Raw genomic sequence first — 25,316 nt, forward strand, 5'->3', positions numbered from 1 at the left:
GCGGCTAACCCGGCATCCCTGCCGGGTTACCCACGGATCAATGCCTGCGTTCGGCCATCGTGGTTAACGGGGCGTTCAGATCAAGATCAAGATCAAGAGCCAGACGGCGGCCTTGCGGCCGGCCTGAAGCTAGGGGTCGTGCGTTTCTGTAGGAGCTGCGGTGGTTGGGCCTCCGTGGGAGCTGGCTTGCCAGCGAAGGCGCCCGCCCAGGCGCTGCAGGTCTTGCGGGGCTCTTCGCCGGCAAGCCGGCTCCTACAGCCAGATGTGTGGTGGTTGGGCATCCGTTGGAGCTGGCTTGCCAGCCAAGGCGTCGGTCCAGGCAAGGTATGGCTTACCGACCCTGAGGCAGGGGCCTCTGCAATCGACCGCTTAGACGCAAGCCATCACGTACGTTCAATCCCATCAATGTGAGGTTGGTGGCCCCGGCGATCAGTTCGATGATCTGCACCAGGTAAAAACCCGTGTCGAAGTTGCCAGCCGACGCCCACCGGTTGAGTGCAATTGCGCAGGGCACGAGCACCAACAGACCATTGGCGGCAATGAAGGGCATGCGTTTTTTCTTCGAGGCGATCAGGTGTCCCTGTCGCGCCTGGCTCAGCCCCATGCCGCTGGCTCCCGCCACTGCCATCGCCGGGATCAGTACCCAAAGCCCAGGGCTGACGATCAACTGCTTGAGCTGAGCGATCGCATGTCGGGTGCCCATGCTTTCCACCAGCAGGGTCGAGGCAAAGAACGTGGCGATGCACAGCAGGGCCAGCAGGCTGGCAGTGAGGTGGAGTCGTTTGAGCATGGGGCGCTCTCCGTCAGTCAATGGGGCTGTGTTCAAGCCGTGCAGATGTTCGGCACGGCTACCTTGGTGAACAGATGGGGCATGGCCAGGGCGCTTGAGGGGTAACGGCCCAGGGCGTTGGTGAAGTCCGGGTGATTGAAGGCTTCGCGAAAGCGCTCCACCGACTCCCATACGGCGTAGTTCAGGAACATGCAGCTGCCACCGATGGCCTGGTGGAGCTGCGTGGAAATGTAACCGGCACGCTGTTTCATCCAGTTGGCATCCAGCTCCCAGGCACGCAGAAGCTCGGGTATATCGTCCGCGTCGACGCTGAACAGGTTGACCAGCACCACCGGTGACTCGCTGCACTGGAGTTGCTGATGGATGGGGACTACAGGATCAAGCGGGCGAATGGACAACATGGCGGTCTCCAATATGTAAACATAATGACAAGATGGTGCGATGGATAAAAACTAGCTTGATTGACATCATGATGTCAATGTGGAAAAGTTCGCGGCATGAAAAAACCAAACCACACCCCCGCTGGACGCGCCATGACCGATCTGGTCCTCGAGCTCTTTCGAGCCAGTGCGCGCATGCTCACCGCAGGCGATCGCCTGGTGGCTGAGATAGGTCTCACCAGTGCCCGCTGGCAGCTCCTTGGCACGATCGTCGCTGCCGATCGGGCGCAGCCCGTCTCGTGGATTGCCCGCGACATGGGCGCGAATCGGCAGAATGTTCAGCGGATCGTCAACGATCTGGTGAAGGATGGCCTGCTGGAATTTCAACCGAACCCTCACCATCGCCGAGCGCAACTGGTGGTGCTGACGGAGGCTGGAAAGGCGGCATTCGATCAGGCGTTGAAGCTTCAAGCGCCCTGGATCAACGAGCTAGCACAGGGGCTGGAAGTCGATGAGATCCAGACGACCCACCGTGTGCTGAACCAGCTGCGCAACCGGTTAGAACAAGACCAGGACGAATGAGCCGTGCCGGCCTGGAGACGAGCAACTCCTCAGGGGGACTCGGTCACAGGCTGTCGGCATCCCCGATGATGATCGGGCCAAAATCACTGCCAGCGTTTCAGGACCTGGGCCCTTTATTGGGAGAATGGCCTGTTCCCCATAACGCGCTCTGCCCACCCAGCAGCGATCTTTTGCACAGTTTTAAGGTTGATGTATGAATGCATTCGATTTTAAGAAATTTAATGTGGGTTCCATTGTTCGAACAGCTGATAGTTGCGCAGCGCTCAAACACCAGATCGGATTCTTGATCCAGGTTCTGGAGGCCTTGGATATCAAGTTCTCTGACTGCGAGCAGGACCCTTTGCTTCTGGCGAAAGCCTATGTGGCCGGGGATATTCCCATTGAACAGTGCAAGGCGCAGGCTGCGGTCTGGTGGGCAAAAATCGACGAAAAAGGCGCCGTGCGAGCGTTTCAGGATCGGGACGTCTTGATGGCTCGGCTGGCCATTTGCTTACTGTCGAATGATGAGGACGATATCGCTGTTTTGGGAGATAACCTGTCGTGGTTTTTTGAGGTGTTGGGTTTCTTGAAAGTGGAGCCGATGAAGCCCATTGAGATGATGAAAGAGTACTTTGAATTCAAGTGAAATTTGATTCGCGGCCGACTCGCCATTAGGGCTCCAGCCTGAAGAATCACAACATGAAAGACGCCATTCGTTTTGCTGACGCCCCCCGCCATTCTGGCGTGGTACTCGAAGCGTTTTCCCAAGCCGAACTCAATGGTAAGCCGATTGCGGGCATCGGCCACAAGGCCGGTTGTCCACGGCTCAATACCATCCCCTGTAGGCGCAGGCTTGCTAGCGAAGCTCGCCAACGAGCGAATCAATACGGCACCGATGAGTGTTCCGCCAGCCAGCGTGCGCCTACCCAAACGCGTTCTGCGTTCGCTCTGTTGCGCTCTTGAATCTGTGCTTAGCGCCCGAGCTTTTCCATCGCCGCATCGGCCAGAAAGGACGACCGACTCTTGATGTTGTGCTCGCGGACAAAGCGGTCGATCTGCTGAATCACATAACCGGGCAAGGTCACGTTGACCTTCTCGGTCTTGCCCAGGTATGGGGTGATATCGATCTCCAGCATGCCCCAGCCCATGCCCGCGAAATCGGGGTTGGCGCGGTGTTTGTGGGTGGGCAAGGGCAGGGGAATGGCGTGCCCCGCTCGGGCTAGCTCTTCGAGCATGACGTGGGCAATCTCGATGGCCGCGCTATAGGCGGTTTCGAAGGTGTCGCCCGCGGTGACAGCACCGGGAATATCAGGAATCTGGATGCCGGTGGCGGTGTGTTCGTCGCCCCATTCGATGCAGATGGGATAGTGCATGGGGATCTCCTCAATAGATGAAGGCTGAAGGGCTAGATCAGTCCAGCCAGTTTCCTGATGGCCCTGACCGTCGAAACCTGTAGCCGCTGTCGAGCGCAGCGATGCTGCGCACGAGGACGCAGTCCTCGCCAAACCTGTCGATGCTTTTCATCTGGCTGCATACGGTTCTGTGGACATATCCGTTGCTGCGGTCACGGCTGCTTAGGGTTTCGCTCTTACAGCGACTCACTTTTGAAGAGCGCAAAAGTAAGCAAAACGCTCCTGCCCCCGCATCCGGCGCCTCGCCTAGGCTCGGCGTTCCCTCACTTCGGCATTGCTCCGGGGGCACGCCGCCACAGGCCATCCATGGCCTGATGGCGGCTAGCTCGGCATCCATGCCGAGCTGCCCCCTGCGCAACGCCTGCGTTCGGCCTTCTGGAGGGGGCAGGAAGATCAAGATCAAAAGCAAAATCAAAAGCCAAAGCAAAGCCAAGCGCGTTTTACGCGCTGGTTGAGTTCAATGGCGTTCAGCGCTCTTGCGCTGTTCGCCACTGAATCACCTCCAGCACCGCGCAACCCTCCCGGGTGAGCAGATGCACCCCTCGGGTGACCCGCGTCAGATCGCAGTCGGCAATGTCTTTCAGGTTAAGCGTGGACAGCGTGTCCATCAGATCCCGCACCACGGTGAAACGATGGGCCGCACTGCTGGCCAGATCGCTCAGAGAGGCTTGGGTGTCGAGGTAGAAAACGGCTTGGTTGGCGTCGTGGGTGTCGACGGCGGTAAAGCGCGAGAGTGGCTGGTCAATCATCGGTACAGCTCCTGTTTATGGAGCAATCACCTGAGTTGCCGACGACGAAGAAAATGACCGCTGTGCGCGCCTATGACGACCGGAGAATCATCGCGCACAGCCGTCATCACATCCTGTCGCGGGCACCGGAAAGGCGACTGCAAAGGTGTTGTGGACGCTGATGCTGCGTTGTAATTCGACCGGCCAAGGTCGTCGCGAATGTTGCTGCGAGGGGGACTATAGGGGCGGAGTTTAAAGGCGGCAACCGTGCATTGGGTGAGATGTTTGAGCGGTTATGTCGTAACAATTAGCGACTATTGCATCAGGTGAGTTGCCCCTGACCTTGTGGACAGACTTGAAAGACAGCGTTCGGCCGATTCTGTTGAAAACGTCGGCCATGGTTTGCGCATCAAAAAAGTACGCGTCCGAGATTGAAATCTTTACTTTGGGCAGAGGCTTCCGACTCGGATTTCACGTAGCAGCGTGCAAAAGAGGTGCTTTCACCCATCAATATTCGAGCGTTTTGGGCAAACCGACTTTTTCAACAGAATCGGCCAATAGTGGTCATCCGGCATCTACAAAACCAGGGTCAATTTACTCACCGGGTAGCGTGGGAAATCGAGTTCCACAGTGTGAAGGCTGAGGTTGATAGTCCTCTGAGCCTTTAGCCGTCCGTAGGATCGCGATAGTAGCCCACGGTTGTGATGGACCTGCTTGGGATCGCTTCAAATAAGTTTGTCGCGTCGGTAGGCGCCGGAGACTGTGGAGAAGAGAGTGTCCAGCTCGGCAATGGTCGCAAACCGGGCTTCAAACTCCCCTGTTTCGCCAGCAAAAATGTACTCCGCACACTGGCAATCCTCTTCAACCTCTTCGCAGTTGATGCAAGTGGGGTTGCAAGCTGTGATCAGAGCATTGATCGGATCGTCATCATCGTCCCCGTAGTTAACTCCGAAAACCATGTCTTCCATGCCCCCTCGGGCAAACTCCGCGACTTCCTCCTCGTCTTGCAAGTGCCATGCGCATAGCGCTTCCAAGACTGGAAGTAGAACAACTCGGACGTAGTCAAATCGAAATCCGTCCAGAAGACAAAGTATTCTCCCTTCGTCTTCAACCAGGCATTCAAAGCTGATCTGGCCATACTGTTGAATCAAGTCCTTGTACCGCTTCGGCTCAATGCGTATGTGTTTCATGGCGTTGTTTACCGCATCCACCAGCGTCATCTTGCCGCCCTGTATGCGAGCGCCAGCGATTGCGTATTCAGTGTCAAAAGCCGGAAGTAAAGCTCCCCGAGTCTCCTTCATACCGAGCGTTTGCCGGATAGCGATGATGTAGTCGATGGCGTGTGCGGCGCAGAGATTGGCCCCAATAACTTGATGCAGCTTCAGGGTGCGGCCGTCAGAGCTACTTCTCAGCTCTTCAAAAACCGGGACAAGGAGTGTGTTCAGGTATCTGAGGTAATCGATGCAGGCACTCCTGCAAGTCTCTGAAATTTCGAGATCTGTGCTGTCCGTCGCGGTGCTTTTGGTCATTGAGTGCTCACGTTCATCTGCTAGGGAGATTGGTTGGGGGGAATTGTACCCCTCCAGGGCCTTAGGGCAGATGAGTTTGGCCAGTTGGCTGTTCCGTGCGAGAGCGGAGTAGATCTTACAGTGGACCTGGGGGCACTACACTCGCATTTTGCTGTTAAGGGGCGTTAGAGCTGCGTTAGATTCCCTTAGAATGCGAAAACTCAAGCTGCTAGAGAAAGGGAGTGTCACGTGGCAAATTTTCTAACCCACACTGCTGCTCTGTCTAAAAAAGACGGAGCCAAATCTGTTCTTAAAATTGCTGACGTCGCTATCAAAGCGGGTTTCAGCCTTACGCCCGTTGGCAGTGCTATATACGAAGCGTCGAAAATCGGCCTAGAGGTTGCTCGTGACTATGTGCAGGGACGCAACGAAAAGCGAATCGTTGAATTTCATCGGACTTTGCTATCTAGAGAGGGGGTTTTTGATCGGGATTTGATCGATGCTGAACTTAACGCGGCCGACTTTCATGCTTTGCTTGACGCTTGCGTCTCAGATATTGAAGAAGAAAAAACCACTCCTTATGCAAAACTTACCCGTTCAATAGCACTAGGTTTAGTACCCGTTACTCATAGGCGTCACTTCATACATTCTCTGAAAGAGTTAGCTTTTGAACACCTGGATATCCTCCGTGAATGCTACACATTGACGAGATACTCATGCGCTTCTGAAAGTGGCAAGCTAATAGACTCAAAAATTTTCCTCACTAATCTTCAATCCGATAGCATCTCTCATCTAGCTCTGAATACGTTAAATTCGAGAGGGTTAATCACTGAAACAAAAATCACCCCGTTGGGGGTAAAGTTTATTGAGTCATGCTATTCGAGTGATGAGCTAAAGCCTTATAATTTCAATTACAAAGTTCCAAGTCAGGAGCGCGGTGTAATAATTAAGCTTGTCGATAACAACAAAGTTCAAGCTTTCGAAGCTTCCTTGATTCATGAGCTAAAAAAAAGAAGCATACAGACAGAAACTTCTCATTTATATAAATTTGATGGGTCAGTAACCGATGATCCTCTAATAAAATTTGCAAATTATGCTTTTGTTATTGCGATGCGGCACAGTACTTTTAGCCAAGGTGTCAGCGATACACTTAACAGCTCTCTCTCTGGGAAAAAATCCATTCAGATCTTTCTCGATGACCCTAAAATACGGGAGTCGGAACAAGTTAGTTTCATGGACGCGCCATCAAAAGTCATGAAGGAAAGTCCTGCTCTGGCAGCGGCTGAAGCGGTAGAGTTTATCTTGAGCTCAAAGTGAAGCCTAAGCGCTTACCGACACAAAACCTTAAACCCTCCTGAAATATCTTCCCTTTGACATGCCGCCAACAATGGCGGCATGAAAACTCAACACCGACCTTTCCGTCACCGTCTCTGACGGCTCGATACTCATGGTCGACTTCCTTTATCGCTTGGTTTGTTAAATCCTATTTTTAACTAGTCCAGCCCTTTATATCTGTCAACAGGACGCGGCTAAGGTGCGCGTTGTCATGGGGGCGGAATTCCGTAGCAAACCGCCCACCTCAATGCACAATCTGCGCAAGAAACGCCTTAGCCCTCTCACTCTTCGGCGCCCCAAAAAACTCCTCCGGCGGAGCGTCTTCAACAATCCGCCCCCCATCCAAAAACAACACCCGCTCCGCCACCTGCCGCGCAAACCCCATCTCATGGGTCACGCACAACATGGTCATCCCACTCCCGGCCAGTTTCACCATCACATCCAACACCTCACTCACCATCTCCGGGTCCAGCGCCGAAGTCGGTTCATCAAACAACATAATCTTCGGCTCCATGCACAACGCCCGGGCAATCGCCACGCGCTGTTGCTGCCCGCCAGACAGCTGGCTCGGGTACTTATCCGCCTGATTCTCAATCCCCACCTTGGCCAGAAACCCCCGCGCCAGTTCTTCAGCCTTTTTCCGCGACAACCCGCGCACGGTCATCGGCGCCAGGGTGCAGTTGTCTAGCACGCTCATGTGCGGGAACAGGTTGAAGTGCTGGAACACCATGCCCACTTGGCTGCGGACCTGGGCGGCTTCGCGGGTGTTTTGCGAGAGGTCGGTGCGGTCCACCAGGATCTGGCCTTTTTCGGCAATCTCCAGGCGGTTGATGCAGCGAATCAGGGTGGATTTACCCGAGCCGGAAGGCCCGCAGAGGACGATGCGTTCGCCCTGGCGCACTTTGAGGTCGATGTCGTGCAATACGTGAAAGGCGCCGTAGAACTTGTTCAGCCCGGCAATATCGATCACCACTTCACGCGGGTCGACAGCGGGGTGAACGGGCGCTTGGGAGGCGGCGGGAAGCGGGGCGGTCTGGGTCTGCATGGCGGTTCTCCGTCGGTCAGTTGAAGCGCTCGGCGCGGTAGGGGGTGGGGTCGGTGAAGGGCGTTTCGCCGGTGACCATTTGCGCCAGCAGCTGGCCGCTCACCGGGCCCAGGGTCAGGCCGTGGTGGGCGTGGCCGAAGTTGAACCACAGGCCGGGGTGGCGCGGGGCGGGGCCGATCACTGGGCACATGTCTGGCAGGCACGGGCGGCGGCCCAGCCAGGGTTCGGCGTCGAGGCGTTCGCCCAGGGGGTAGAAGCGGCGGGCCAGGGCTTCGCAGCGGCGCAGTTGGATTTCGTTGATCGACTCGTCCGGGTCGGCGAATTCGATGCCGGTGGTCAGGCGGATGCCGCCCACCATCGGCGCCAGGACGTAGCCGCCCACTGGGTCGAGGATCGGGTGCTGCAAGCGGGTGCCGGGCAGGGCGGCGTAGTGCATGTGGTAGCCGCGCTTGATCGCCAGGGGAATGCGGTAGCCCAGGGGTTCGAAGATGCCGCTGGCTTGCGGGCCGAGGGCGACTACCACTTCTTGGGCGGTGATGGGGCCGAGTTCGCTGTGCACCTGCCAGCCGCCTTCGACCTGGTTCAGGCTCAGGGCGTCGCCGATGACGAATTGGCCGCCGCGTTGCTTGAACAATTCGGCGTAGCCGCGGGTCAGGCCGCCGGGGTCGCTCACGGTCTTGGGGTCGAGCCAGTGCAGGCCGCCGACTACGTCTTGGTGCAGGCCGGGTTCCAGGGCCAGCAGTGCAGTGCGATCCAGTACCCGGTAGTTGAGCTGGTAGTCGCGAAGGTCGGCGGCGGCGCGTTGGGCGAAGTCGAAGGCCTCTTGGTCGTTGAAGGCTTCGAGCCAGCCGCCGTCGGCGATCAGCTCCAGCATGTTGGCTGGGCGGGCCAGGGCCAGGTGTTCGGTGACGCAACGCTCGATCAGCGGCAGCATGGCGCGGGTGGCGGCGGCCAGGCCCTTGGGCGAGGAGTGGCGCCAGTATTGCAGCAGCCAGGGGCCGGCCTTGGGCAGGTGGCGCAGGCTGTAGCGCACGTCCGATTGCTGGTTGAGGCCGTAGCGCACCAGCTTGGTCACTTCCCGGGGGAAGGCGTAGGGAATCACGCTGGCGCGTTCGATCAGCCCGGCGTTGCCGTGGCTGGTGCCGTTGCCCGGGGGCTGGCGGTCCAGCAGCACTACTTGGCGGCCGCGGGCCTGCAGGTGCAGGGCGCTGCTGACGCCGACGATTCCGGCGCCCAGAACGAGGGTTTGGCAATGCATGTTTCAGTCCTTATGACAGGGGCCGCGCGGCGGCCCGCTAAAGGGTTCAGTTCAGGTGCCGGCCCAGGCGGCCTTCCAGGTATTTGAGGCTGCGCCGCACCACTTCGACGATCAGCAGGTAGAGCACCGCAGCCCACAGGTAGATCTGGAAATCGAAGCTGCGGGAGAAGGCCAGCTTGGTCACCCCCATCAGGTCGTAGATGGTCACCAGGGAGGCGATGGCGCTGGCCTTGATCATCAGGATCAGCTCGTTGCCCAGAGGCCCGATGGCGATCAGCAGCGACTGCGGCAGTATCACTTTGCGAAACGCGGTCCAGCGCGACAGGCTCAGGGCCTTGCAGGCTTCGCGCTGGCCCTGGGCCACGGCCAGCAGGCTGCCGCGCAGGATCTCCGCCTGGTAGGCGGCGGTGTTCAGGGTGAAGGCCAGCAGGGTGCAGAACCACGCATCGCGGAAGAACCACCACAGGCCCACGTCCTGCCAGAAGCCTTTGAACGAACCCAGGCCGTAATACAGCATGAACAGCTGGGCCAGCAGCGGCGAGCCACGGAAGAAGTACACATAAGCCCCGGTGAAGCGCCGCAGGAACTGATTGCTGGACAGTCGCCCGAGGGCGATCAGCAGGCCAAGTACGGCGCCCAGGCTGAAGGAAATCGCCACCAGCTTGGCGGTCACCAGCAGGCCGTCGATAAAGCGCGGGCCGTAGCGTTCCAGCAGTTCCTGGTTGAGGAACAGGTTCAGCAGGTCATCCAGGCTCATGGTTGCAGGCTCCGTTGCGCACGGTTGAAGCGCCGTTCAAGAAAGCTGAACAGGTGCCCGGACAGCGCCGAGAAGAACAGGTAGCCCAAGCAGGCCACGCTGTAGAACAGCATGGGTTCCTTGGTCACGCTGACCGCGAGGTTGGTCTGGCGCATCAGGTCCACCAGGGAAATGGTCGACACCAGGGAGGTGTCCTTGAGCAGCGACAGCCAGTTATTGGAAAGCCCCGGCAGGGCGATGCGCGTCAGTTGCGGCAGCAGCACCCGGGTGAAGGTGGTGCGGCGCGACAGGCTCAGGGCGCTGGCGGCTTCGTACTGGCCCTTGGGCAGGGTCTTGAACGCGGCCAGCCAGATCTCGCTGGAGAAGGCGGCGAACACCAGGCTGAAGGCGATCATCGCGGCGACGAAGGTGTTGATCGCCACTTCACCGGGGTAGCCCAGGGCACCGAGGATCTTCTGCGCGGCAATCTGGCAGCCGTAGTAGATGATCAGCAGGGTCAACAGCTCCGGCAGGCCGCGAAACACCGTGGAAAAGGTCGTGGCCCAGGCCCGCGCCCAGCGGTTTTTCGAGCGCGCGGCCAGGGCTACCAGCAAGCCCAGGGGCAGGCCGATGGGCACGCAGGCCAGCGCCAGGGCGATGGTCACCAGGGCCCCGGCGAGCAAGGCCGAGCCCCAGCCGCCGCTGGCAAAGGACAGGAGTGACAGCTGTTCGAACATGCGCGAACCCTCAGGAAAATTGAACCGTGCAGGGCGCCGCCGCGCTCAAGGGAACGCGGGGCAAGGGCAGCGGCAAAGGCGGGCGGTCAGTAGATGTCGAAGGCGAAGTAGCGGCTGGAGATCTGCTTGTAGGTGCCGTTGGCGACGATCTCGTCCAGGGCCTTGTTCAGGCGCTCGCGCAGGGCGTTGTCTTCCTTGCGCACGGCGATGGAAGCGTCGGCGGTGGTGCCGTTGACGTCGCCGATGATCTTGCAGCAGTCCTTGCCGGCGCTTTCAGCCCAGGCCAGCAGCGGGAATTTGTCGGCAATCACCCCGTCCACGCGCCCGGCGGCCAGGTCGCTGTTGGCTTCGTCCAGGGTCGGGTAGAACTTCACGTCGGCGCCGGCCGGGCCGTAGTGGTCCTCGGCGTAGATGGCCTGGGTCGAGGAGGCCTGGGCGCCCACGGTGCGGCCCTTGAAGTTGGTCTGGGCGTCGGTGATGTCCGAGTCCTTGGCCACGGCCACCGACAGCGGGGTGCGGTAGTAGTGGTTGCTGAAGGCGATCTTTTTCTTGCGCTCGTCGGTGGCGATCATCGAGGCCACCACGGCGTCGTATTTCTTCGCCAGCAGCGCCGGGATGATGCCTTCCCAGTCCTGGGCGACGATCTGGCACTCGACCTGCATCTGCTTGCACAGGGCGTTGGCAATGTCCACGTCAAAGCCGTGCAGCTGGTTGTTGGAGTCCACGTAGTTGAAGGGCGGGTAGGCGCCTTCGGTGGCGATCTTCAGGGTTTCGGCCTGGGCCGTGGAGGCGGCGATGACCAGGGCGCAAGCGCCGGCGAAGCGGAGGACGTTGTTCATGGAGCACCTCGGTTATTTATTGTTTTGGTCGGGCGGACGATGTGTAACCAACAAACTCGTTATGCAGGGCAGCGGTGGCTTCCAGGCGTTTTTCCACCTCGGGTCCCAGGTGCTTGCACACCTCGTTGACCAACAGATGCACCAGCGACAGCATGGCCGCGGTGGACTCCCAGAACAGGTTGAATTCAGTGGGCACGCGGAACACCTCGTCGGCGTTCTGCTCGGCCCAGTCGCAGAAGGTATCGGTGACCAGGGTCACCGGAATCCCCGCCTCGCGGGCCTTGTGGCACAGGGTCAGGGCGTGGCGCGAATAGCGCCGGGCCTCGAACACCACCAGGGCGCAGTCTTCGGCGGGGCTGAGCAGTACGTCGGCGAAATGCCCGGCGGCGCCGTCCACCAGGTGCACGCCGTCGCGCAGGTATTGCAGCAGGTGGACCATGGAGGCGGCGATGCCGCGCTCGGTCTGGAACCCCGCCACGTACACCCGGCGCCGGCTGGCCAGGCGCTGGACCACGGTCTGCCAGGCCGGGGTCAGGCTGTATTCGTAGACCTTGACCAGCGCGCCGACTTCCAGCTCGAAGCTGCGGGGCAGGCCCTGGGCCGCCGGGTTGGGCTGCTGGCGAAATTCCTGCAGGCGGTCGCCCACCAGCCACGGGCCTTCGCCGAGGTCGTTCTTCAGGTCGTTTTTCAGGTCCTTGAAATGGCTGTAGCCGATGGCGCGACAGAAACGGCCGACGCTGGATTCGCTGACGCCGAGTTTTTCGGCGATGTCGGCGGCGGTCTGGAAGGGCAGTTCATAGAGGTTGGCCAGCATGTAGCTGGCAATCGCCCGGCCCGACGCGGTGGCGCTGGACAAGCTGCTTTCAAGGCGTTGTTTGATGGGCTGGCTCATGGCCGCTCCTTGTTATTCGGGTCTGCACGAAAACTGCCTGCGCTTCGACCATGCTGCGTTAAAAACAGGCTCGGAATGCTCATGTAGGCCCCTACACTCCGCTTCCTCGCCTGTTTTTGCCTTGCCTGATCTTTGCTCGGCGAGTTTTTTGTACAGAATCAAAATGACGCAGTGCAGTGGAAAATGAAGGTTTTCTGTCATGAAGTCAACATTTGACAGTTAACTGGCGTGACGCGATAGTCAGGCACCTTCCAATAACAATTCCAATGGAGCTGCAATGACCGACGCGAACCACGCGACCCCGGCGCAGGCTGATGTCGAGTACCTCGACCTGCCGGCCTTGACCGACTTGCTGCAACGCATTTTTCTTCGCCACGGCACCTCTGCCGAGGTGGCCCGGGTGCTGGCTGACAACTGCGCCCGCGCCGAGCGCGACGGTTCCCACAGCCACGGGGTGTTCCGCATTCCCGGTTACCTGTCGTCCCTGGCCAGTGGTTGGGTCAACGGTCAGGCCGTGCCGCAAGTGGAGGATGTGGCCCCCGGCGTGGTGGCGGTGGACGCCGCAGGCGGCTTTGCCCAGCCGGCCCTGGCGGCGGCCCGCGAGCTGCTGTTGAGCAAGGCCCGCAGCGCCGGGATCGCGGTGCTGGCGATTCGCAATTCCCATCACTTCGCCGCCCTGTGGCCGGATGTCGAGCCCTTCGCCGAAGAAGGCCTGGTGGCCCTGAGCCTGGTCAACAGCATGACCTGCGTGGTGCCCCACGGCGCCCAGCGGCCGCTGTTCGGCACCAACCCGATTGCCTTCGCCGCCCCCCGCGAGGGCGCCGAGCCCATCGTCTTCGACCTGGCCACCAGCGCCATCGCCCACGGCGATGTGCAGATCGCCAAGCGCCAGGGCCAGCAGTTGCCGCCGGGCATGGGGGTGGACCGCGACGGCCAGCCCACTTGCGACCCGGCAGCGATTCTCGACGGCGGCGCCTTGCTGCCCTTTGGTGGGCACAAGGGCTCGGCGTTGTCGATGATGGTTGAGCTGTTGGCGGCGGCGCTGACCGGCGGCAATTTCTCCTTCGAGTTCGACTGGTCACAACACCCGGGGGCGCAAACACCCTGGACCGGGCAACTGCTGATCGTCATCGACCCCAGCCACCTGGGCGGCGGGCATTTTGCCCAGCGCAGCGGCGAGCTGGTGCGGCAGATGCAGGCCGTGGGCCTGGAGCGCATGCCCGGCGACCGACGCTACCGCACCCGGGCCAAATCCCTGCAAGAGGGCATTCCCCTGGCCGTTGCCGAACTGGTGCGACTGCGCGCGTTGGCGGCCGAGGCTTAAGGCCTTATCCCTTGGCACTGGGGTCGATAGACCCTTGGTGCTACTCCAGGTAGTGGGCCCGGTAGCGGTCCGGTCGTGGATCGGATTTGCCGCTCCCTGCCAGCCCCTCCAAAGCACCGTGAACTTGCCCCCAAGGCAGCCTATGGGCGGCCTTGGCGCGTTTCGATAATCGCCTCCGACATTTCGTCCCCCGTTTGCGGAGCGCGCCATGCATAACAATAAGAACTGCCAGTACCCTCTGATTCCGGCCCTGCTCGTCGGCCTGTCGACCCTTGGCCTGGGCACTGTCGCCGAAGCCGAAATCATGCTGTACGACAAGGACCAGACCACCTTTTCCACCGACGGCTACGTCAACGCCTTCTACGTCAACAGCAAGGTCGACCGCGCCGGCGAGCAGTACGACCGCCGCCAGGCGCGGGTGAAGATGGGCTTTCTGCCCAACTACCTGGGCTTCAACATGGGCAAGCAGGTGGACGACCTCAAGCTCGGCGCCCGGGCCTCGTTCTGGGTGACCATCAACGACAGCGAGACCAACGGCACCGACACCGCCATCGACGTGCGCCAGTTCTACGGCACCGTGGCCAACCCGGAGTGGGGCGAGGTGCTGATCGGCAAGGACTTCGGCCTGTTCGCCCGTTCCAACATCCTGCTCGATGAAATGCTCGCCGGGTACGGCCAGGTCAGCGACAGCCTGGGGCTGGTGGACGGCGGCGGGGTGTCGTTCGGCAACATCGGCAGCGGTTACCCCTATCCCTTTCCGTCGTCGCAGATCACTTACCGCAGCCCGGTGATGGACGGCCTGCGGGTGGCGGTGGGCATCCTCGACCCGGTGGACACCAACGACAGCAGCGCCCTGGGCAAGGCCTACCAGAAGAACCCGCGTACCGAGAGCGAGATCACCTACCAGTTCGACCTGGGCGGGGCCAAGTTCTACAGCTGGCTCAACGGCAGCTACCAGACCTCCGACAACACCGACCCCAACGTGCAGTCAGTGACTTCCAAGGGCCTGGGTTATGGCCTGCAGGCGAAGATGGGCGGGTTGTCCCTGACCGGTTCCGGGTTCCAGGCCAAGGGCATCAACCCGTTCTTCACCAACAATGCCGGCGAGGCCACCTTGCGCAATGTCGACAGCAAGGGCTACCTGCTGCAGGGCTCGTACAAACTGGGCAAGAACCGCCTGGCGCTGTCCTACGGCAAGACAAAGGACGACGGCAACGGCGTAGTCGGCAGCGGCGCCGATTACCAGACCCGGGGCGTGGCGCTGTTCCACGACATCAACGACAACCTCAAGCTGGTGGCCGAGTACAACCAGTTCGAGATCGACGGCCACCACACCACCGCGCAGAACGAAAACACCGACACCTTCGCCGTGGGTGCCGTGCTGACCTGGTAACCCCAGCGTCGGCCCTGGCGTGCGCATCGCGCCCGGGCCGGCGCCCCCTCCATTCCCCATATCTCCCGCATGTCCCGCAGGAGCCGGCTTGCCGGCGAAGAGGCCCGCCAGCCTTGCACCAGCCCGGCCGACGCCTTCGCTGGCAAGCCAGCCCCTACGCCCATGGAACCGGCTACCCGCTACCCAAGTAGCATTCGTGCCCCGGGGCCGGCTTCGTACACTCATTGCTCAGACAACCCGCGCCGGAGGCGACGATGCAGCAAGCCCAGAGCGAGGGCGTGGTCAGTGCCATGTCCCAGGCCGTCGATCCGCAGCAGGTGGCCCAGGACCTGGCCAGCCAGCTGCTGCATCCGCACCTGGGCTTCGTGCTGTTCTTCTGTTCTGCCGAATACCCTCTGCAGACCCTCGGCCCGGCCCTGCAGCAGAGCTTCGGCGGCATTCCCCTGGTGGGCTGCACCAGCGCCGGGGAGATCACCCCCCTGGGCTACGGGCGCAATTGCGTGACCGCCATCGGTTTCGACCATCGGCACTTTTCCATCGCCGCCGAACTCATCGATCAGATGGAACACTTCAGCCTGATCGACGCTCAGCAGATGGTGGAGCGCCTGGTGGGCCGCTGCCGCAGCAACACCCTGGCGCCGATCAAGGGCAACAGCTTCGCCCTGACCCTGCTGGACGGTCTGTCGAGCCGTGAGGAAATGGTCCTGGCCGCCCTCAGCGCGGCCCTGGGGGACATTCCGCATTTCGGCGGTTCGGCCGGCGATGACAATTACCTGACCCACACCCACGTGTATTTCGGCGGCGAGTTCCACAGCGGCGCGGCGGTGGTGGTGCTGGTCAATACCTGGCTGGATTTCGAGGTGTTCACCACCCACCACATCCTGCCCCGGGAAGAAAAACTGGTGGTCACCGGGGCCGACAGCGCCTCGCGCCGGGTCTATGAACTGAACGCCGAGCCCGCCGCCGAGGAGTACGCGCGGCTGATCGGCGTGCCCCTGGCGCAGCTCGACCACCGGGTGTTTGCCGCCCACCCGCTGGCGGTGCGCATCAACCAGCACTACTACGTGCGCGCGGTGCAGCAGGTGCACCCGGACCTGAGCCTGAGTTTCTACTGCGCGGTGGAGAACGGCATCGTCCTCACCGCCATGACCCCCGGCCCCTTGCTGCCCAACCTGCAACAGCTGTTCGACGGTTTGCAGCAGCGCCTCGGCGGGCTGTTGCTGACCATCGGCTGCGACTGCTTTTTGCGCCGCCTGGAGCTGGAGGATCGCGGCAGCCTGGACCAGATCGGCGCCTTTCTGCGGGAACAACGGGTGATGGGTTTCAACACCTACGGAGAACAGTTCAATGGCATGCACATCAACCAGACCTTCACCGGGGTCGCCATTGCCCGCAGTCGAACTCCGGCCCGCCGCTGAGCTGCAAGCGCAGCTCGATGACCTGCAGCGCGAGAACCGCAAGCTGCGGCGCATCAACGAGGCGCTGATCGAACGGGTCGAGTCCGGCATCACCCGCGGCAACGACCCTTACGCGGCGTTCCAGCATTCGGTGGTGCTGGCCGAGCAGGTGCGCGAACGCACCGACGCCCTGAACCAGGCCATGGCCGAGCTCAAGGCCGGCAACCATTTGCTCAGCGAAGCGCGGCTGCGGGCCGAGACGGCCCACCAGCATCTGATCGACGCCATCGAGAGCATTTCCGACGCCTTCGTGCTGTTCGACCAGGAGCAGCGCATCGTCCTGTTCAACAGCCGCTTCCGCGCCTTCTGGAGCCACAGCCGGGTACGGATCATGGCCGGCATGCGCCTCTCGGAAGTGCGCCGGCTGATGACCAGCACTGGGCTGTTCAGCGAAGAACCGCGCAGCGCCGGCGACGAACAACTGCTGTATCGCCTGCACAACGGCCGCTGGTTGCAGGTCAGCGAGCGGCCGACCCGGGAGGGCGGGCGGGTGATCCTGTTCACCGACATCACCGAGGTCAAGCACAGCGAAACCCTGCGCCGGGAACAGGCGGTGGCGCAAAAGTCCCACCTGCTGCAACGGGCGGTGGACAACCTGTCCCAGGGCGTGGCCATGGTCAATGCCGAGGGCATCCTCGAACTGTGGAACCGGCGCTTCCTCGAACTCAGCGGGTTGGCCCCGGTGGCCGCGCACCGCTTGTTTGCCGAGGTCATCGGCGACAGCGAGCTGAGCCTGCTGACCCCCGCCAGCCGCGACGGCAATGGCCGGGTGATCCATGAATGCGAGCAGCGCCTGAGCGATGGCCGGGTGTTGGAAATCCGTACCCATCCGCTGCCCACCGGCGGCTTCGTCAACACCTTCACCGACATCACCGAGCGCTACCAGCACGCCGAGGCCCTGAGTGAAAGCGAGCGCTGGATTCGCCTGATCACCGACCATGTGCCGGCGCTGATCGCCTACCTGAATGCCGATCTGGTGTATGAGTTCACCAACAAGGTCTACGAGGAATGGTACTGCTGGCCGCGCGGCGTGATGCTTGGCCAGAGCCTGCGCGAGGTGCACAGCGAACAGCACTACCAGCGCCTGGAAAGCTATGTGGAACGGGCCCTGGCCGGGGAGAGCGTGACCTTCGAATTCGCCGAAACCAACATCAACAACCAGGAGCGCTACATGCTGCGCTCCTACGTGCCCAACCGCCTGGCCAATGGTGAAGTGGTGGGGATTTTCGTGCTGATCCGCGACATCACCGAACGCCGGCGCACCGCCGAGGCGCTGCATCAGGCCTACCAGAACCTGGAGCTGCGGGTGCGCGAACGCACCGCCGAGCTGACCACCCTCAACCAGCAGCTGCTGCGCGAGATCGAAGAGCGCAGCCGGGTCGAATCCCGGCTGCGCGAGGCCAAGGCCGAGGCCGAACGGGCCAACCTGTCGAAGACCAAGTTCCTCGCCGCGGTGAGCCACGACCTGCTGCAACCCCTGAATGCCGCGCGGCTGTTCACCAGCGCCTTGCTGGAGCGGCGCGATCCCCAGGCCAGCAGCGCCCTGGTGCGCAATGTCAGCAACTCCCTGGAAGACGTGGAAAACCTGCTGGGCACCCTGGTGGACATTTCCAAGCTCGATGCCGGGGTGATCAAGGCCGATATCGCGCCCTTTGCCTTGAGCGAGCTGCTGGAAAACCTCGCCGCCGAGTACGTCCAGGTGGCCCGCAGCGAGGGCCTGGAACTGCACTTCGTCGCGTGCTCGGCCCTGGTGCGCAGCGACATCCAGCTGCTGGCGCGAATTCTGCGCAACCTGTTGAGCAACGCCATCCGCTACACCCGCCAGGGTCGCGTGGTGCTGGGCTGTCGGCGCCAGGGGCGCTGGCTGTCGATCGAAGTCTGGGACAGCGGCATGGGCATTGCCGCCGAACGCCTGGAAGAAATCTTCCAGGAGTTCAAGCGTGGTGAAGAACAGCGCCCGGACCAGGACCGCGGCCTGGGCCTGGGGCTGGCCATCGTCGAGAAGATTGCCGGGATTCTCGGGCACCGCATCGGCGTGCGCTCCTGGCCGGGGCGCGGTTCGGTGTTCAGCGTGCAGGTGCCCATCAGCGCCAGCGCGCCCTTGCCGGCGCCGCGCCCGGAACTGGGGGAAGTCCTGCTGGAGCGTTTGCACGGCGCGCGGATCTGGGTGCTGGATAACGACGCGGCGATCTGCGCCGGCATGCGCACCTTACTTGAAGGCTGGGGCTGCCAGGTGATCACCGCCTTGTCCGAAGAAGACCTGGCGCGCCAGGTGGACGACTACCGCGCCGAGGCCGATTTATTGATCGCCGACTATCACCTGGACCAGCAACAGAACGGCATCGACGCCGTGGCACGAATCAACGCCCGGCGCGCCCTGGCGATCCCGGCGATGATGATCACCGCCAACTACAGCAACGAGCTCAAACAGCAACTGCGGCAGCTGGGCCACACCCTGATGCACAAACCGGTGCGCCCGATGAAACTCAAGACCGCCATCAGCCACCTGCTGACGCCCCCCGTGTAGCCGCTGCCGCAGGCTGCGCCCGGCTCCGCAGGAGACGCCAAACCTGGCAGCGCGGTCTACCAGAACAACCCGCGTGACCCGATTCAGCGCCATGGCGTTGGTCGAAATGAATGCGCCGGTCTTCAGATCGCTGAAGGGCCTTCGGCCCTTGTCGCAGCCTCGCCAAAGGCTCGGCAGCGGCTACAGGACTTGCAGGGCGTTGAAGGCTTCATGTAGCCGCTGCCGCAGGCTGCGCCCGGCTCCGCAGGAGACGCCAACCCTGGCAACGCGGTCTATCAGAACAACCTGCGTGACCCGATTCACCGCCATGGCGTTGGTCGCAATGAATGCGCCGGTCTTCAGATCGCTGGAAGGGCCTTCGGCCCTTGTCGCAGCCTCGCCGAAGGCTCGGCAGCGGCTACAGGACTTGCAGGGCGCGGAAGGCTTCATGTAGCCGCTGCCGCAGGCTGCGCCCGGCTCCGCAGGAGACGCCAACCCTGGCAGCGCGGTCTACCAGAACAACCCGCGTGCCCCGATTCACTGCTACGGCGTTGGTCGCAATGAATGCGCCGGTCTTCAGATCGCTGGAAGGGCCTTCGGCCCTTGTCGCAGCCTCGCCGAAGGCTCGGCAGCGGCTACAGAGGGTTAGCGGCGCAGGTAGGCGCCGAAATCGATGTCCCCGGCGCTGAGGATCGCTTGCACCCGGTTGTGCACGTTGAGCTTGCGCAGAATCGCCGAGACGTGGGCCTTCACTGTGGTTTCGGCAATGTCCAGGGTGTAGGCGATCTGTTTGTTGGACTCGCCCTTGGTCATGCGTTCCAGTACCAGGAGCTGTTTGCGGGTCAGGGCTTGCAGCAGTTCCGGGGGAAAGCTTGGGGTCTCGCTGTTGCGCCGCCCCGGCTGGCTTTTCTGGGTGCGGATGATGTCCGGCGGCAGGTACACGTTGCCATTGAGGATCTGTTCGATGGCGTCGGTCATCTGCGAGCGCGCCGAGGATTTGGTGATGAAGCCGACGGCGCCGTAGGTGATGGCCTGGAGCACGATCTGCTTGTCCTGCTCGGCGGAGACGATCACCACCGGAATGGTTGGCGCTTCGTTGCGCAGGGTGATCAGGCCGTTGAGGCCGTGCATGCCGGGCATGTTCAGGTCGAGCAGGATCAGGTCCAGATCGTCGTGCTCCTGAGTCAGGGCCAGGGCGCTGTCCAGGTCGGCGGTTTCCATCACCTCGCTGCCGGGAAATCCGTCGCTGATGACGTTGTGGATGGCTTCGCGAAACAGTGGGTGATCGTCGGCTATCAGAATTTTATACATGGCCTTTCACCTCGTTATTGTGATTGTGCAGGGGGCTTTTGCGGCTTCAGGGAAAGGCTTCCGGCTGGGCCGCCACCACCGGCAACCCGGCGGCCTCCCAGGCGTCCAGGCCGTCGCGATACCAGTAGAGGGAGGTATAGCCCAAGGCTGCGGCGCGTTTTACCGCGTTCCAGCTCAGCCAGCAATCGGCGCGGCAATAAAAGACCAGCGGTCGTTGCCGATTACCGGCGCTGAGCTGTTGCAGGTAGCGGTTGAAGTACTGCTGCCACTCTGGGCTCAGCTCGCCGTCGCCGGTGTTGGCCAGCCAGTGGCTGCCGGGCAGGTTGGCGTGGGGCTCGCTGTCGATGAAGCGGCCTTGCAGCCATTGCCGGCGATAGACGTCGATCAGCAGTGGTTTGGGCTGCTGCTGGAGCAGGGCCTGCAAGCCTTGAGTGTCGATGATCTGCGCGGCCTCTACCTGGGTGGGCGTCGGGCTGCGGTAGAGGCGGGTGCGATAGCCGTCGGCGGAAAACAGCGGAGTCTCGGCTTGGGCCATTCCCAGGGTCAGGCTCAGCGAGAGCAGGGCCAGGGTCTGCAGGGCACGGGGCATAAGGGTTTTGTCCTTCTTGTTATGGGCCCATTACATGCCAGCGCGGGGGCATTTGTGAATGCGACCATCGACAGCAAAAGCAGTACCAAAGTCGTAGGTCCTGGCTGGGCGACGCTCTTGCGCTTGTCTGTAGCCGCTGCCGCAGGCTGCGAACGGCTTGGGCGGCATTCCGACGCAGGAGACGACAAACCTGGCAATGCGGTCTATCAGAACAACCCGCGTGGCTCGATTCACCGCCCTGGGGTTGGTCGCGATGAACGCGTGGGGCTTCGGATCGCTGGAAGGTCCTGCGGCCCTTGTCGCAGCCTCGCCGAAGGCTCGGCAGCGGCTACAGGAATTGCAGGAATTGTGGGAGTTGCAGGGCGCAGAAGGCTTCGTGTAGCCGCTGCCGCAGGCTGCGAACGGCTCCGGAGGAGACGCCAGACCTGCCGGCGCGGTCCATCAGGACAGTCCACGGGCGTCGATGCAGCGCCATGGCGTTGATTGTGATGAATGCGCTGGACTTCAGGTTGCTGGAAGGGCCTTTGGCCCTTGTCGCAGCCTCGCCCAAGGCTCGGCAGCGGCTACAGTGGCTCTTTATCTGGAGATACCTAGGCGGTGCTTTTGCGCAGGGCGGCGTGTTGCGGGTTGAAGGTCAGCACCGCCAGCAGGGAGAACACCAGGGTCAGGCCCAGGCACACGGCCAGGGCCAGGAGGTTGAGGCGCTGATACAGGGCGAAGCGCACCAGTTCCACGGCGTGGGTGAAGGGGTTGAGGGCGCACAACCAGTACAGCCAGGGGCTGGCTTCGAGCATCTTCCACAGCGGGTACAGCGCCGAGGAGAGGAAGAACAGCGGGAAGATCACGAAGTTCATCACCCCGGCAAAGTTCTCCAGCTGGCGGATGGCGTTGGACAGCAGCAACCCCAGGGCGCTGAGCATCAGGGCCACCAGCAGCAAGGCCGGCAGGGCTGCCAGCAGGCCCATGGCCGGCGGTTGCACGCCATACAGCCAGGCCACGGCGAGGAAGGCGTAGACCTGCAGCAGCGAGATCAATGAGGTGGCCAACAGCTTGCTGGCCAGCAGGAAGGCCCGGGGCAGGGGGCTGGTGAGCAGCACGCGCATGCTGCCCATTTCCCGGTCGTAGACCATCGACAGCGAGCCCTGCATGCCGTTGAACAGCAGGATCATGCAGGCCAGCCCTGGGACGATGTAGACCTCGTAGGGAATGTAGGTGCTGTAGGGTTCGATGATGGCGATGCCCAGGGCCGCGCGAAAGCCGGCGGCGAACACCAGCAGCCACAGCAGCGGTCGCACCAGGGCGCTGAGAAAGCGCGTGCGTTGCAGCACGAAGCGCAGCCATTCGCGCAGCACGATGCCACGCAGGCATTGCCAGTAGGCGTTCATGCGAGCGGTTCTCCGATCGGGGCCGGGCGCGGCTGGGGATTCTGGGTCAGGCGGGCGAAGGCCGTGCCCAGGTCGCCGCCCTGTTCCTCACTGATGGCGCTGGCCACGCCACTGGCCACCAGGCGCCCCTGATGCAGGATCAGCAACTGGTCGTCGGCCTGCACTTCATCCAGCAGGTGGGTGGTCCAGAGCACGCTCAGGCGCTGTTCCTGGCACAGCTGGCGAATGTGCCGGTTGAGGGCCAGGCGGCTGGCCGGGTCGAGGCCGGCGCTGGCTTCATCGAGCAGTAGCAGGCGCGGTTCGTGCAGCAGGGCGCGGGCGATCTCCACCCGTCGGCGGTGGCCGCCATTGAGGGCGCGGACGCTGTCCCGGCGCCGTTCGCTCAAGCCCTGGCGCGCCAGTTCGGCGTCGATTCGCGCCTGCCCCTGGCGCCGCGACAAACCGTGCAGCGCGGCGTGGTAGTGCAGGTTCTGCTCGACGCTCAGGTCCAGGTCCAGGGTACTTTGCTGGAACACCACGCCGAGCTGGCGCAGGGCGGCGCGGGCGGCGTTGCGCAGCGAGCAGCCGCCGACGCGGATGTCGCCCTGTTGCAGGTCGTAGAGCCTTGTGAGCAGGGCGATCAGGGTCGACTTGCCGGCGCCGTTGGGCCCCAGCAGGGCGGCAAAGCGTCCGGGAGCCAGGCTCAGGCTGACTTGATCGAGGGCCTGGCGCGGGCCGTAGGCGAAGCTCAGCTGGCTGACCTCCAGGGCGTTCATGGGGTCACCACCACGCCCCAGGGATAGCGCCCGACCTTCACCGACTTGAGCACCTTGAGGTTGTTGACGTCGATCACCGAAACATCGCCGCTGACCCCGTTGGTGGCCAGCAACTGGCTCTGGTCCGGGGTGAATGCCAGCTGCCAGACCCGCCGCCCCACCAGCAGGTAGTCGAGGATCTCGTAGGTCTTGGCGTCGATCACCGCCACATGGTTGGCCGGGCCCAGGGCGACGAAGGCGTACTTGCCGTCGGCGCTGAGCTTGATCCCTACCGGCTGCACCTTGTCCGGGTGCACGCCCTTGATCTTGAAGTTCAGGGTCTTGAGCACCTGGCGCGTGGCCACGTCGAGGATGGTCACGGTGCCGCCGATTTCCGCCGAGGCCCAGAGCCTTGAGCCGTCCTGGTTGAACTCGACGAAGCGCGGGCGCTGGTCCACCAGGGTGCTGTCGGCCAGGGTCTGGGTGCTGGTGTCGATCCAGTGCAGCATGTTGGTGGTTTCGCTGGTGTTGACCGCCCACTTGCCATCGGGGCTCACCGCCATGCCTTCGGGTTCGACCCCGACGTTGATCTGGCCGAGGACCTTGGCGGTCTCGGTGTCGATTACGGTGACCAGCGCATCGTCCTCGTTGGACACGTACAGCCAGCGGTTGTTGGGGTGCAGGGCGAACTGCTCGGGGTCCTTGCCGGACGGCAGCTCCTTGATGATCTTGCGGGTCGCCACGTCCATCACCTGGACCCGGTCCGAATCGCTGGCGCAGATGTACAGCAGCTTATTGTCATGGGACAGCAGCAACCCCCGCGGGCGCTGGCCCACCGGCAGGGTCTCGGTGACTTCCAGGGTCTGCAGGTCGATCAGGCTCAGGCTGTTGTCCTTTTCATTGGACACCCAGGCCGTGGCGGCCATGGCGTGCCCGGCGGCGAGCAGCAGGCCCGCGCAGAGGGCGGAGCGGCAGAGAAGAGGGCGGCGCATGGCGGATTCCTTGTTGTTGTGGTTATGGGATCAGGGGTAGCGGCAGGTCACTTCGGGGCGGTCGTAGCCCAGGCTGTCCATTTCGTTGAAGGGGTGCAGGAAACCGTCCTGGGGCGAAGTGCTGACCAGGGCTCGGGGTTGCACCAGGGGAATGGGTTGACGCAGTTCGCCGTTCCACGGCCGGTAGCTGAGCTTGCGGCCCTTGAAGCCGTCCAGGGGCAACTGGTCGCTGAGCAGCAGCGTCTGCAGGGCCCGAGGGTCGGCCTGACGCAGTTTGCTCACCGCGCTGGCGACGCTGCGCACGGCCATCCAGGCGGCGAAGTCGCGGTCGTTCATCCAGCGCCCGGCCTGGGCTTCGAAGCGCTTTTGCAACTGCGCGGCGCCGAAGGTCTCGACGCTCTTGTGCCAGCCGGTGGGGGTCAGGCCCTGGGTGCCGGCCACCGGGCGCGGGAACCAGGTCTGGTAGGGCAGATACTCGCCGAAGTCGCCGCGCTCGTCGGCCACCAGCACCACGTCGTATTCGGCGGTCTGGGTGAACAGCGGCATGTCGGCCTGGGCGCTGCGGCGCTGGTCGTTGTCGAAGCTCCAGTCTTTCTCGGCGACCAGCTTCACGCCGAAGCGCTGGGTGGCCCGGCGCAAGGCGTCGGCGTAGGCCCGGTCATCGTCGGTCTGGCCGACGATGAGCAAGGCCCGCTGCCATTTGCGCAGCACCATGAACTGCACCAGGGCGTCGGCCAGCATCGCCCGGCCGGGCAGGCTGTGCAGCACGTTGCCCAGGCACTGGCTGCTGCGCAGGGCGTCGTCGGGGCTGCCGGCGTTGAACAAGAGACTGTCGGGCAGGGCGGCGGACAGTTCCCGCAGGCTGGCCGCCGGGGCATTCACCACGAACAGCCGCAGGCCCTGGTCGTGCTGGGCCTTGGCGGCTTGCAGCAGTGCCTCGGGGCTGTCGACGCTGACGCTGTCGAGCTGGAACTGCTGCTTGAGAAAGCGCCCGGTGCTGTTGCTGTCGACAATCGCCAACTGCGCGCCTTGCAGCCCGCTGTCGGCGGGCTCGGGGATGATATTGGACAGCAGCGGGCCGGGATCGGGGCGATAGCCCAGGTAGCCGATGCGCACCTGCAAGGTGTCCTCGCTGGCCTGGCTCGCGGCCAGGGGCAACAGGGCCGAGGTCAGGGCCAGCAGGCAGGTCAGGATAAGCGGGGCAGGCTGGTGCATAAGGCACTCCACGGCAGGTGGCGCCAGCATAGGAACAGCGTCGGGGCGGGGAAATATGCAGAAAGTAGCGCTCGGGCAGTACCAAGGTAGTAGCCCGGCGCGGGTGCGGCGGTCTTAGCATGGTCCCAGCGGCCCCGACCCTGGCCTGAACCCGCCCCGAGCCCTGAGCCCGAACCTTGAGAGAGACGC

The 25,316-nt window shown here is 62.5% G+C and carries 24 protein-coding genes; 7 read left to right on the forward strand and 17 right to left on the reverse strand.

All coding sequences use genetic code 11. The features are described from left to right. Nucleotides 1-331: 331 nt before the first annotated feature. Nucleotides 332-790: a hypothetical protein gene (locus PFZ56_RS16590; RefSeq protein WP_170004152.1), complete on the reverse strand. Its 459-nt coding sequence runs from the start codon at nt 788-790 to the stop codon at nt 332-334. A gap of 32 nt (nt 791-822) precedes the next feature. Then, complete coding sequence (locus PFZ56_RS16595; protein WP_170004150.1) at nt 823-1,191, reverse strand: antibiotic biosynthesis monooxygenase; 369 nt, start codon at nt 1,189-1,191, stop codon at nt 823-825. Between the two features lie 132 nt (nt 1,192-1,323). Between PFZ56_RS16595 and PFZ56_RS16600 the strand changes: the two genes are divergently transcribed. Continuing rightward, nucleotides 1,324-1,752: a MarR family winged helix-turn-helix transcriptional regulator gene (locus tag PFZ56_RS16600; RefSeq protein ID WP_102880283.1), complete on the forward strand. Its 429-nt coding sequence runs from the start codon at nt 1,324-1,326 to the stop codon at nt 1,750-1,752. Between the two features lie 193 nt (nt 1,753-1,945). Beyond that, entirely contained in the window at nt 1,946-2,377 is a 432-nt protein-coding gene (locus PFZ56_RS16605) for a hypothetical protein (protein WP_102880284.1), read from the forward strand. Between the two features lie 325 nt (nt 2,378-2,702). Here PFZ56_RS16605 and PFZ56_RS16610 read toward each other — a convergent pair whose 3' ends face one another. From PFZ56_RS16610 to PFZ56_RS16620, 3 genes are all read right to left on the reverse strand, one after another. Further along, complete coding sequence (locus PFZ56_RS16610) at nt 2,703-3,104, reverse strand: type II toxin-antitoxin system HicB family antitoxin (protein ID WP_170004145.1); 402 nt, start codon at nt 3,102-3,104, stop codon at nt 2,703-2,705. Nucleotides 3,105-3,610: 506 nt separating this feature from the next. After that, nucleotides 3,611-3,892, reverse strand: coding sequence for a hypothetical protein (locus PFZ56_RS16615; RefSeq protein ID WP_170004143.1), 282 nt, complete (start codon nt 3,890-3,892; stop codon nt 3,611-3,613). Nucleotides 3,893-4,596: 704 nt separating this feature from the next. Continuing rightward, nucleotides 4,597-5,400, reverse strand: coding sequence for a hypothetical protein (locus PFZ56_RS16620; protein ID WP_170004141.1), 804 nt, complete (start codon nt 5,398-5,400; stop codon nt 4,597-4,599). Nucleotides 5,401-5,628: 228 nt separating this feature from the next. On the opposite strand from PFZ56_RS16620, the gene PFZ56_RS16625 reads away from it, so the two are divergent. After that, nucleotides 5,629-6,696: a hypothetical protein gene (locus PFZ56_RS16625; protein WP_170004139.1), complete on the forward strand. Its 1,068-nt coding sequence runs from the start codon at nt 5,629-5,631 to the stop codon at nt 6,694-6,696. 262 nt (nt 6,697-6,958) lie between these two features. Here PFZ56_RS16625 and PFZ56_RS16630 read toward each other — a convergent pair whose 3' ends face one another. The 6 genes from PFZ56_RS16630 to PFZ56_RS16655 all read right to left on the reverse strand — a co-directional run bounded on the left by PFZ56_RS16630 (nt 6,959) and on the right by PFZ56_RS16655 (nt 12,221). Continuing rightward, nucleotides 6,959-7,759 (reverse strand): amino acid ABC transporter ATP-binding protein, encoded by an 801-nt coding sequence (locus tag PFZ56_RS16630; RefSeq protein ID WP_262379837.1) that lies wholly within the window; start codon nt 7,757-7,759, stop codon nt 6,959-6,961. Nucleotides 7,760-7,775: 16 nt separating this feature from the next. Then, nucleotides 7,776-9,017, reverse strand: coding sequence for an FAD-binding oxidoreductase (locus PFZ56_RS16635; RefSeq protein ID WP_170004137.1), 1,242 nt, complete (start codon nt 9,015-9,017; stop codon nt 7,776-7,778). A gap of 46 nt (nt 9,018-9,063) precedes the next feature. After that, nucleotides 9,064-9,774, reverse strand: coding sequence for an ABC transporter permease (locus PFZ56_RS16640; RefSeq protein ID WP_016962591.1), 711 nt, complete (start codon nt 9,772-9,774; stop codon nt 9,064-9,066). Next, entirely contained in the window at nt 9,771-10,490 is a 720-nt protein-coding gene (locus tag PFZ56_RS16645; RefSeq protein ID WP_102880307.1) for an ABC transporter permease, read from the reverse strand. Before PFZ56_RS16645 ends, PFZ56_RS16640 begins: the two co-directional genes overlap by 4 nt. A gap of 86 nt (nt 10,491-10,576) precedes the next feature. After that, entirely contained in the window at nt 10,577-11,329 is a 753-nt protein-coding gene (locus tag PFZ56_RS16650) for a transporter substrate-binding domain-containing protein (RefSeq protein ID WP_047285526.1), read from the reverse strand. A 16-nt stretch (nt 11,330-11,345) separates the two neighbouring features. Beyond that, on the reverse strand, nt 11,346-12,221 hold the full coding sequence (locus PFZ56_RS16655; protein ID WP_011060499.1) for a MurR/RpiR family transcriptional regulator: 876 nt from the start codon (nt 12,219-12,221) through the stop codon (nt 11,346-11,348). Nucleotides 12,222-12,498: 277 nt separating this feature from the next. Between PFZ56_RS16655 and PFZ56_RS16660 the strand changes: the two genes are divergently transcribed. The 4 genes from PFZ56_RS16660 (at nt 12,499) to nahK (ending at nt 18,922) form a co-directional block, all read left to right on the forward strand. After that, nucleotides 12,499-13,545 (forward strand): Ldh family oxidoreductase, encoded by a 1,047-nt coding sequence (locus PFZ56_RS16660; protein ID WP_170004135.1) that lies wholly within the window; start codon nt 12,499-12,501, stop codon nt 13,543-13,545. A gap of 208 nt (nt 13,546-13,753) precedes the next feature. Then, a complete protein-coding gene (locus tag PFZ56_RS16665; protein ID WP_123392769.1) occupies nt 13,754-14,938 on the forward strand; it encodes a porin in 1,185 nt (394 codons plus the stop codon). A gap of 254 nt (nt 14,939-15,192) precedes the next feature. Beyond that, a complete protein-coding gene (nosP, locus tag PFZ56_RS16670) occupies nt 15,193-16,356 on the forward strand; it encodes a nitric oxide-sensing protein NosP (protein ID WP_110597109.1) in 1,164 nt (387 codons plus the stop codon). Beyond that, nucleotides 16,286-18,922 carry a hybrid sensor histidine kinase/response regulator NahK/ErcS' gene (gene nahK, locus PFZ56_RS16675; protein ID WP_170004133.1) on the forward strand — a complete coding sequence of 879 codons (2,637 nt, stop codon included), beginning with the start codon at nt 16,286-16,288 and terminating at the stop codon, nt 18,920-18,922. Before nosP ends, nahK begins: the two co-directional genes overlap by 71 nt. 624 nt (nt 18,923-19,546) lie before the next feature. On the opposite strand, the gene PFZ56_RS16680 is transcribed toward nahK, so the two are convergent. From PFZ56_RS16680 to PFZ56_RS16705, 6 genes are all read right to left on the reverse strand, one after another. Beyond that, a complete protein-coding gene (locus PFZ56_RS16680) occupies nt 19,547-20,212 on the reverse strand; it encodes a response regulator transcription factor (protein WP_102880312.1) in 666 nt (221 codons plus the stop codon). A gap of 46 nt (nt 20,213-20,258) precedes the next feature. After that, the gene (locus PFZ56_RS16685; RefSeq protein ID WP_170004131.1) at nt 20,259-20,801 is read right to left on the reverse strand and encodes a PQQ-dependent catabolism-associated CXXCW motif protein; all 543 of its coding nucleotides are present in this window, start codon (nt 20,799-20,801) and stop codon (nt 20,259-20,261) included. Nucleotides 20,802-21,391: 590 nt separating this feature from the next. Further along, the gene (locus PFZ56_RS16690; RefSeq protein WP_060838512.1) at nt 21,392-22,186 is read right to left on the reverse strand and encodes an ABC transporter permease; all 795 of its coding nucleotides are present in this window, start codon (nt 22,184-22,186) and stop codon (nt 21,392-21,394) included. After that, on the reverse strand, nt 22,183-22,941 hold the full coding sequence (locus PFZ56_RS16695; protein WP_170004129.1) for an ABC transporter ATP-binding protein: 759 nt from the start codon (nt 22,939-22,941) through the stop codon (nt 22,183-22,185). Before PFZ56_RS16695 ends, PFZ56_RS16690 begins: the two co-directional genes overlap by 4 nt. Further along, nucleotides 22,938-23,912: a YVTN family beta-propeller repeat protein gene (locus tag PFZ56_RS16700; RefSeq protein WP_123392776.1), complete on the reverse strand. Its 975-nt coding sequence runs from the start codon at nt 23,910-23,912 to the stop codon at nt 22,938-22,940. Before PFZ56_RS16700 ends, PFZ56_RS16695 begins: the two co-directional genes overlap by 4 nt. A 30-nt stretch (nt 23,913-23,942) precedes the next feature. Further along, complete coding sequence (locus tag PFZ56_RS16705; RefSeq protein WP_170004127.1) at nt 23,943-25,127, reverse strand: ABC transporter substrate-binding protein; 1,185 nt, start codon at nt 25,125-25,127, stop codon at nt 23,943-23,945. Between the last annotated feature and the right edge of the window lie 189 nt (nt 25,128-25,316).

Origin of the sequence: Pseudomonas danubii (genome assembly GCF_042980055.1) — a bacterium.
Taxonomy (GTDB): Bacteria; Pseudomonadota; Gammaproteobacteria; order Pseudomonadales; family Pseudomonadaceae; genus Aquipseudomonas; species Aquipseudomonas danubii.

What these genes read in the sequence shown, in the direction of transcription:
- PFZ56_RS16590 (WP_170004152.1), bottom strand. Translation starts at nt 790, where the DNA reads ATGCTCAAACGACTCCACCTCACTGCCAGCCTGCTGGCCCTGCTGTGC.
- PFZ56_RS16595 (WP_170004150.1), bottom strand. Translation starts at nt 1,191, where the DNA reads ATGTTGTCCATTCGCCCGCTTGATCCTGTAGTCCCCATCCATCAGCAA.
- PFZ56_RS16600 (WP_102880283.1), top strand. Translation starts at nt 1,324, where the DNA reads ATGACCGATCTGGTCCTCGAGCTCTTTCGAGCCAGTGCGCGCATGCTC.
- PFZ56_RS16605 (WP_102880284.1), top strand. Translation starts at nt 1,946, where the DNA reads ATGAATGCATTCGATTTTAAGAAATTTAATGTGGGTTCCATTGTTCGA.
- PFZ56_RS16610 (WP_170004145.1), bottom strand. Translation starts at nt 3,104, where the DNA reads ATGCACTATCCCATCTGCATCGAATGGGGCGACGAACACACCGCCACC.
- PFZ56_RS16615 (WP_170004143.1), bottom strand. Translation starts at nt 3,892, where the DNA reads ATGATTGACCAGCCACTCTCGCGCTTTACCGCCGTCGACACCCACGAC.
- PFZ56_RS16620 (WP_170004141.1), bottom strand. Translation starts at nt 5,400, where the DNA reads ATGACCAAAAGCACCGCGACGGACAGCACAGATCTCGAAATTTCAGAG.
- PFZ56_RS16630 (WP_262379837.1), bottom strand. Translation starts at nt 7,759, where the DNA reads ATGCAGACCCAGACCGCCCCGCTTCCCGCCGCCTCCCAAGCGCCCGTT.
- PFZ56_RS16635 (WP_170004137.1), bottom strand. Translation starts at nt 9,017, where the DNA reads ATGCATTGCCAAACCCTCGTTCTGGGCGCCGGAATCGTCGGCGTCAGC.
- PFZ56_RS16640 (WP_016962591.1), bottom strand. Translation starts at nt 9,774, where the DNA reads ATGAGCCTGGATGACCTGCTGAACCTGTTCCTCAACCAGGAACTGCTG.
- PFZ56_RS16645 (WP_102880307.1), bottom strand. Translation starts at nt 10,490, where the DNA reads ATGTTCGAACAGCTGTCACTCCTGTCCTTTGCCAGCGGCGGCTGGGGC.
- PFZ56_RS16650 (WP_047285526.1), bottom strand. Translation starts at nt 11,329, where the DNA reads ATGAACAACGTCCTCCGCTTCGCCGGCGCTTGCGCCCTGGTCATCGCC.
- PFZ56_RS16655 (WP_011060499.1), bottom strand. Translation starts at nt 12,221, where the DNA reads ATGAGCCAGCCCATCAAACAACGCCTTGAAAGCAGCTTGTCCAGCGCC.
- PFZ56_RS16660 (WP_170004135.1), top strand. Translation starts at nt 12,499, where the DNA reads ATGACCGACGCGAACCACGCGACCCCGGCGCAGGCTGATGTCGAGTAC.
- PFZ56_RS16665 (WP_123392769.1), top strand. Translation starts at nt 13,754, where the DNA reads ATGCATAACAATAAGAACTGCCAGTACCCTCTGATTCCGGCCCTGCTC.
- nosP (WP_110597109.1), top strand. Translation starts at nt 15,193, where the DNA reads ATGCAGCAAGCCCAGAGCGAGGGCGTGGTCAGTGCCATGTCCCAGGCC.
- nahK (WP_170004133.1), top strand. Translation starts at nt 16,286, where the DNA reads ATGGCATGCACATCAACCAGACCTTCACCGGGGTCGCCATTGCCCGCA.
- PFZ56_RS16680 (WP_102880312.1), bottom strand. Translation starts at nt 20,212, where the DNA reads ATGTATAAAATTCTGATAGCCGACGATCACCCACTGTTTCGCGAAGCC.
- PFZ56_RS16685 (WP_170004131.1), bottom strand. Translation starts at nt 20,801, where the DNA reads ATGCCCCGTGCCCTGCAGACCCTGGCCCTGCTCTCGCTGAGCCTGACC.
- PFZ56_RS16690 (WP_060838512.1), bottom strand. Translation starts at nt 22,186, where the DNA reads ATGAACGCCTACTGGCAATGCCTGCGTGGCATCGTGCTGCGCGAATGG.
- PFZ56_RS16695 (WP_170004129.1), bottom strand. Translation starts at nt 22,941, where the DNA reads ATGAACGCCCTGGAGGTCAGCCAGCTGAGCTTCGCCTACGGCCCGCGC.
- PFZ56_RS16700 (WP_123392776.1), bottom strand. Translation starts at nt 23,912, where the DNA reads ATGCGCCGCCCTCTTCTCTGCCGCTCCGCCCTCTGCGCGGGCCTGCTG.
- PFZ56_RS16705 (WP_170004127.1), bottom strand. Translation starts at nt 25,127, where the DNA reads ATGCACCAGCCTGCCCCGCTTATCCTGACCTGCCTGCTGGCCCTGACC.